This window comes from Pseudomonas sp. OA65 (genome assembly GCF_017498305.1).
Classification (GTDB): domain Bacteria; phylum Pseudomonadota; class Gammaproteobacteria; order Pseudomonadales; family Pseudomonadaceae; genus Aquipseudomonas; species Aquipseudomonas zanjanensis.
Genome location: NZ_JAGDEZ010000086.1, coordinates 1 through 5489, shown reverse-complemented (window position 1 = coordinate 5489; position 5489 = coordinate 1). Strand labels below are relative to the sequence as shown.

The window sequence follows — 5489 nt, the reverse complement described above, 5'->3', positions numbered from 1 at the left end:
TCGGGTGCGAACACGCCAGTGATAACTACGGCCTCTGTCCTGCGCGCACCTCCTATCTTAGGCCGAATAATTGTTTGCTGCGCGACAGCGCAGCGTCGAAGACGCGGCGGGGGCTCCCTCGCCACAGCTCCTATGGAAACCAGCAACACCCATCTTTAATAGCCGAGGACTCAGGGCCGCTCGTTCTGGGCCTTGAGCAGGTCGCGAATTTCACTCAGCAACAGCTCTTCCTTGGTCGGGACCGGCGGGGCGCTGGGAGCCACGGCTTCTTCACGCTTAAGGCGGTTGATGGCCTTGACGCCCATGAAGATGGCGAACGCGACGATGATGAAGTCGATGGTGCTCTGGATGAATTTGCCGTAGGCCAATACCACGGCAGGCGCATCACCCTGGGCGGCCTTGAGGGTAATGGCCAGGTCACTGAAGTCCACGCCACCGATCAACAGGCCAATCGGCGGCATGACCACGTCGCCAACGAAGGACGAAACGATTTTGCCAAAAGCGGCACCGATGATGATCCCGACGGCCATGTCGACGACATTGCCTTTGACCGCGAAGGCCTTGAACTCGCTTAGCACGCCCATGAGTTATTCCTTGTGACAGATGAAAGATGAGTGGCAGTGTAAGTCAGCACAACGGGTCCTGCTCGAAACGCTTGCTTACAAAGCTTCAGTTATCGACCCAGACCTGGGTGAAAAGTTTTCAAAGTGCCACCAATCGCGCGTGATACGCGCTTTCAGCATCGTCCCCCACAACGTTTTTTCTATCGGCACGGTACGGCATTTCTATTTAGGTTTTCCTTTTTCCGGCACTAGCCTCTGCATGGCGCACATGGATGCGCTCTATAACATCAGAGGAACATGCTATGAACACTTCCCTTGGCCACGGGGCTTATTCCCATCGCCGCGCTTTTTTTGTGCTGACCGCAAGCCTTCTATCCTTGTCTGTCAATGCGGCCACCCTGACCCGGGACAACGGTGCGGCGGTCGGCGATAACCAGAATTCGCAAACGGCAGGTCCCAACGGTCCGACCCTGCTGCAAGACGTGCAGTTGATCCAGAAGCTCCAACGCTTCGACCGTGAACGCATCCCTGAGCGCGTGGTGCATGCCCGCGGCACCGGCGCCCACGGCACCTTCACGGTGTCGGACGACCTCAGCGACTTGACCAAGGCCAAGGTCTTTGCCGCAGGCCAGGTGACCCCGGTGTTCGTGCGGTTTTCAGCCGTGGTGCACGGTAATCATTCACCGGAAACCTTGCGCGACCCCCGTGGCTTCGCCACGAAGTTCTACACTGCCGACGGTAACTGGGACTTGGTGGGCAACAACTTCCCGACTTTTTTCATTCGTGATGCCATCAAGTTTCCAGACATGGTCCATGCTTTTAAACCCGACCCGCGGACCAACCTGGACGATGACTCACGCCGTTTCGATTTCTTCTCCCATGTTCCAGAATCGACCCGCACCCTGACCGAGTTGTATTCCAACGCCGGTACACCTGCCAGTTACCGCGAAATGGACGGTAATGGTGTACATGCCTATAAATTGGTTAACGCCAAGGGTGAAGTTCATTACGTGAAGTTTCATTGGAAAAGTTTGCAGGGCTTGAAAAATCTCGATCCGAAAGAAGTTGTGAAAGTTCAGGGTCAAGATTACAGCCATATGACCAATGATCTGGTGACTCATATTAATAAGGGCGACTTCCCGAAGTGGGATTTGTACGTCCAGGTACTGAACCCACAGGACCTTGCCAAGTTTGACTTCGACCCACTGGACGCGACCAAGATCTGGCCAGGTGTGGCTGAGCGCAAGGTCGGGCAAATGGTCTTGAACCGCAATCCGGCGAATGTCTTCCAGGAAACCGAGCAGGTGGCCATGGCGCCGGCCAATCTTGTACCGGGTATCGAACCTTCCGAGGACCGTTTGCTCCAGGGCCGGGTGTTTTCCTACGCTGACACGCAGATGTATCGGATAGGCGCCAATGCCCTGCAATTGCCGATCAACGCGCCCAAGGTGGCGGTGAACAACGGTAACCAGGACGGCGCGATGAACCCGGGCAGCACCAGCACCGGTGTGAATTACCAGCCGAGCCGCCTGACGCCGCGTGAAGAACCGCAAGCGGCCCGCTACAGCCAGGCCGCGCTGAGCGGCAGCACTCAGCAGGCGAAGATCCAGCGTGAGCAGAACTTCAAGCAGGCCGGTGATCTGTATCGTTCGTTCAGCAAGAAAGAGCGTGATGACTTGATCGAAAGCTTCGGTGGCTCGCTGGCGACCACCGATGACGAGAGCAAGCACATCATTCTGTCGTTCCTCTACAAGGCTGACCCTGAGTACGGCACTGGCGTGGCCCGTGTTGCCAAAGGCGACCTGGCTCGGGTCAAGGCGCTGGCGGAAAAACTGACTGACTGATCCACGACCAGGCAGGTGCATGACCTGTGGGAGCAAAGCTTGCTCGCGATACAGGCGCTGGGGTCTGAAACCAGACCGAGTTGTCTGCATCGCGGGCAAGCCTTGCTCCCACAACATGCCCCCCACAGTCATACGCCAGAGGAGAGGTCATGATGGGTAAGTTGTTGTTATCGATGCTTGCGGTCTGGTCAGTGAGTGTACTGGCCGATCAGCCAATACCCACTGAGCCGGCGGCGGTTCAGGAACAGTTGCAAAACTATTATTTCGACGCCGCTCGCCGCGGTGACGTGCCGATGCTCGAGACCTTCATCGAGGCCGATTATTCGCTCAATACCCGGGACGAGAAGGGCTACACCGCGCTGATTCTGGCGGCTTATCACGGCCACGGTGCGGCGGTGGAGCGGTTGCTGGCCGCGGGGGCCGATGCCTGTGCCCAGGATAAGCGTGGCAACACTGCACTGATGGGCGCCATTTTTAAAGGCGAAGTGCAGATTGCGCGTCGTCTATTGTCCACCGATTGCAGTCCGGACCAACGCAATGGCGCGGGGCAGACTGCGGCGATGTATGCCGGCCTGTTCAAGCGGGGCGAGTTGCTCGATGCCTTGAAGGCCAAGGGCGCCGACCTGGAGGCCAGGGATCCGTTGGGCAATACCGCGGCGGGTCTGGCGAAGGGTGAAATCAGAATGCCGGCCCCGCAATAATCCTTGGCTGGGCTATCATCGCGGTTTTACCCCGGAGTTCAGATGGCCAAGGCAAAGCGCATGTACGGCTGCACCGAATGCGGCTCGACCTTCCCCAAGTGGGCCGGACAATGCAGTGAATGCGGAGCCTGGAACACCCTGACCGAAACCATGGTGGAAAGCGGCGGCGCGGCGGCCCCTACCGGGCGCACGGGCTGGGCTGGCCAACAGGCGCAGATCAAGACCCTGGCCGAAGTCAGCGTTGAAGAAATCCCGCGTTTTTCCACCGCGTCCGGTGAATTGGACCGGGTGCTGGGCGGCGGTCTGGTGGACGGTTCGGTGGTGCTGATCGGTGGCGATCCGGGCATCGGTAAATCCACCATCCTGTTGCAAACCTTGTGCAACCTCGCCACGCGCATGCCGGCGTTGTACGTCACGGGCGAAGAGTCCCAGCAGCAGGTCGCCATGCGCGCCCGGCGCCTGGGCTTGCCCCAGGACCAGTTGCGGGTCATGACCGAGACCTGCATCGAAACCATCATTGCCACGGCGCGCCTGGAAAAGCCCAAGGTGATGGTGATCGACTCAATCCAGACCATTTTCACCGAACAACTGCAGTCGGCCCCGGGCGGCGTGTCCCAAGTGCGTGAAAGCGCGGCGTTGCTGGTGCGCTACGCCAAGCAGAGCGGCACGGCGATTTTCCTGGTGGGCCACGTCACCAAGGAAGGTGCGCTGGCGGGGCCGCGCGTGCTGGAGCACATGGTCGACACCGTGTTGTATTTTGAAGGCGAATCCGATGGGCGCCTGCGTTTGCTACGGGCGGTGAAGAATCGCTTTGGCGCGGTCAACGAACTGGGTGTGTTCGGCATGACCGACAGGGGCCTGAAAGAGGTCTCGAACCCGTCGGCGATCTTTCTGACACGTGCCCAGGAAGAAGTCCCCGGTAGCGTGGTCATGGCAACGTGGGAAGGGACCCGGCCGATGCTGGTCGAGGTGCAGGCGCTGGTGGACGACAGTCACTTGGCGAACCCACGACGGGTCACCCTGGGCCTGGATCAGAACCGGCTGGCCATGCTGCTGGCGGTGTTGCATCGACACGGTGGGATCCCGACACATGACCAGGACGTGTTCCTCAATGTCGTGGGTGGGGTCAAGGTACTGGAGACCGCATCCGACCTCGCGTTGATGGCGGCGGTCATGTCCAGCCTGCGCAACCGGCCGCTGCCCCACGATCTGTTGGTGTTTGGTGAAGTGGGGCTGTCGGGGGAAGTGCGACCGGTGCCCAGCGGGCAGGAGCGGCTCAAGGAAGCGGCCAAGCACGGCTTCAAACGCGCCATCGTGCCCAAGGGGAACGCGCCGAAGGAAGCGCCGGCGGGGTTGCAGATCATTGCCGTGACCCGTTTGGAGCAGGCGTTGGATGCGTTGTTCGAATAATTCAGGAGGCTGGCGCAGGTTTCTGTGGCGAGGGAGCTTGCTCCCGCTGGGGTGCGCAGCAGCCCCTCAAATAGGCATCGCGGTGTGTCAGGTTGGTGGAGTCGCTGCTTTTGGGGCCGCTACGCAGCCCAGCGGGAGCAAGCTCCCTCGCCACAGGGGATTCGGTGCTGTCAAATCTGGATCAACGCCGCTAATTCCCGCTCCAGCTCCTTAGGGTCGCCCAGGTTCAGCTCTATCAATCGGCGTAAATGTGCGATGGAAGCCAGGTCGATATGTTCGCAGACGAAGCCCAGGTGACCATGGTCATCATGGGCCAACCGAACTTCCATTTTGATCTCTGCGTCAGGGCTCAAATGGATATCGGCCATGAAGGGTTGGTCGGGATCGCCAAGCCAGGGTTCGGGTTTTGTGATCAGCATGCCCTTGAGGGACAAATCCAGTAACTCTACCGGCCAGATAAACGGCCCCTGGCTCAGCTCGGTCCTGGCATGGAAGTCAACTCGTACGAAGCGGCGACGTTCGCTCATTACGCATTCCCTCTAAAGATTCACTGACTATAGACCGAACTGGGAGAGCATCGTCACCGTTCGGCAACAGGCAGACGAATGTCGGGTATGGCCTTTGCCTGGGTTAGCGCTAAACTCCATTGGCTATCTTTCTTGTCCACCCTGGCTGGAATATAAAAATGAAAAACAATAATAGCCTGCTACGCCATCTACCCTGGCTACTGCTGGCCGTCCTGGGGGCGTGCGCCCTGGGTGTCGTGGCATTGCGTCGAGGTGAGGCGATCAACGCCCTCTGGATCGTCGTCGCCGCCGTGGCCATCTACCTGGTCGCCTACCGTTACTACAGCCTCTTCATCGCCAACAACGTGATGCAACTCGACGCGCGCCGGGCCACGCCTGCCGTGCTCAACAACGATGGCCTGGACTACGTCCCGACCAACAAACACATTCTCTTCGGCCACCACT

Annotated in this window: 6 protein-coding genes; 4 read left to right on the top strand and 2 right to left on the bottom strand. The window is 59.2% G+C overall.

Annotated features, from left to right (window positions below):
* Positions 1-170: 170 nt before the first annotated feature.
* Entirely contained in the window at positions 171-584 is a 414-nt protein-coding gene (gene mscL, locus J3361_RS29160; protein WP_003205779.1) for a large-conductance mechanosensitive channel protein MscL, read from the bottom strand.
* 281 nt (positions 585-865) lie between these two features.
* Here mscL and katB point away from each other — a divergent pair, with 281 nt between their 5' ends.
* The 3 genes from katB to radA all read left to right on the top strand — a co-directional run bounded on the left by katB (position 866) and on the right by radA (position 4518).
* Positions 866-2407 carry a catalase KatB gene (gene katB / locus J3361_RS29155; protein ID WP_207967440.1) on the top strand — a complete coding sequence of 514 codons (1542 nt, stop codon included), beginning with the start codon at positions 866-868 and terminating at the stop codon, positions 2405-2407.
* 152 nt (positions 2408-2559) lie between these two features.
* Positions 2560-3108 (top strand): ankyrin repeat domain-containing protein, encoded by a 549-nt coding sequence (locus J3361_RS29150; RefSeq protein WP_207967441.1) that lies wholly within the window; start codon positions 2560-2562, stop codon positions 3106-3108.
* Positions 3109-3150: 42 nt separating this feature from the next.
* Entirely contained in the window at positions 3151-4518 is a 1368-nt protein-coding gene (radA, locus tag J3361_RS29145; RefSeq protein WP_030140305.1) for a DNA repair protein RadA, read from the top strand.
* 170 nt (positions 4519-4688) lie between these two features.
* Here radA and J3361_RS29140 read toward each other — a convergent pair whose 3' ends face one another.
* Positions 4689-5045 carry a PilZ domain-containing protein gene (locus J3361_RS29140; RefSeq protein WP_207967439.1) on the bottom strand — a complete coding sequence of 119 codons (357 nt, stop codon included), beginning with the start codon at positions 5043-5045 and terminating at the stop codon, positions 4689-4691.
* Positions 5046-5203: 158 nt separating this feature from the next.
* Here J3361_RS29140 and J3361_RS29135 point away from each other — a divergent pair.
* On the top strand, positions 5204-5489 hold a 286-nt coding region (locus J3361_RS29135), incomplete at its 3' end, for a carbon starvation CstA family protein (RefSeq protein WP_279382105.1).

Bases quoted from the DNA above. Each gene is read 5' to 3' on its own strand.
- katB (WP_207967440.1), top strand. From the start codon at position 866: ATGAACACTTCCCTTGGCCACGGGGCTTATTCCCATCGCCGCGCTTTT.
- J3361_RS29140 (WP_207967439.1), bottom strand. From the start codon at position 5,045: ATGAGCGAACGTCGCCGCTTCGTACGAGTTGACTTCCATGCCAGGACC.
- radA (WP_030140305.1), top strand. From the start codon at position 3,151: ATGGCCAAGGCAAAGCGCATGTACGGCTGCACCGAATGCGGCTCGACC.
- mscL (WP_003205779.1), bottom strand. From the start codon at position 584: ATGGGCGTGCTAAGCGAGTTCAAGGCCTTCGCGGTCAAAGGCAATGTC.
- J3361_RS29150 (WP_207967441.1), top strand. From the start codon at position 2,560: ATGGGTAAGTTGTTGTTATCGATGCTTGCGGTCTGGTCAGTGAGTGTA.